The sequence below is a fragment of the Pseudoalteromonas sp. MER144-MNA-CIBAN-0113 genome, from assembly GCF_040308965.1.
GTDB classification, from domain to species: domain Bacteria; phylum Pseudomonadota; class Gammaproteobacteria; order Enterobacterales; family Alteromonadaceae; genus Pseudoalteromonas; species Pseudoalteromonas tetraodonis.
In genome coordinates this window covers 1-603 of the sequence record NZ_JBEOOG010000194.1, presented here as the reverse complement: position 1 = coordinate 603, position 603 = coordinate 1, and the positions used below count along the sequence as shown (strand labels likewise).

Annotated in this window: 2 protein-coding genes and 1 other annotated feature; both genes read left to right on the top strand. The window is 43.9% G+C overall.

The window, feature by feature from the left end:
- Positions 1-50 precede the first annotated feature (50 nt).
- Positions 51-371: a transposase gene (locus AAEY57_RS19370; protein WP_008130909.1), complete on the top strand. Its 321-nt coding sequence runs from the start codon at positions 51-53 to the stop codon at positions 369-371.
- Positions 329-445: a sequence feature (AL1L pseudoknot), on the top strand. Its footprint overlaps the gene before it by 43 nt.
- Positions 374-603: IS3 family transposase (locus AAEY57_RS19365; RefSeq protein WP_350608591.1), on the top strand; the 230-nt coding region annotated here is incomplete at its 3' end. It overlaps the preceding feature by 72 nt.

Sequence of the window (603 nt, the reverse complement as noted above, 5' to 3'; positions counted from 1 at the left end):
TGAATCGCCCCGTGTTTGCCAGAGACTCAATAACTTGAGAAACTGGAACTATGAAAAAATCAAATCGCTATACATCAGAATTTCGTGAACGTGCAATTAGGCTTGTTACCACACAACAGCATGAATACCCTTCTCTTTGGGCTGCGCTAGTATCGATTTCAGATAAACTGGGATGTACCCCAGAAACACTTAGAGCATGGGTCAAGAAATCTCAAGCTCAACCGTCTAAACCCTCTTCTAATACGCAATCAACTGAAGAACGCCTTGCCGTCTTAGAGCGCGAGAATAAAGAGCTCAAGCGAACGAATGATATCCTGAGGCAAGCTGCCGCTTTTTTCGCCCAAGCGGAGCTCGACCGCAAACAGAAGTAATAGTGGATTTTATTGATGCTTGCAGAGAGCATTACGGTGTCGAGTCAATTTGCAAGGAATTGCCGATTGCACCATCAACGTATTATTCTCATAAACAGATACAAAGAGAGCCTGAGCGACTGTCTAACCGCAAAAAGCGTGATGCTGAGCTGATAATACTCATTCGCGAAGTGTGGGAGGATAATATGTCAGTTTATGGTGCAAGAAAAATATGGAAGCAGCTACAGCTTGA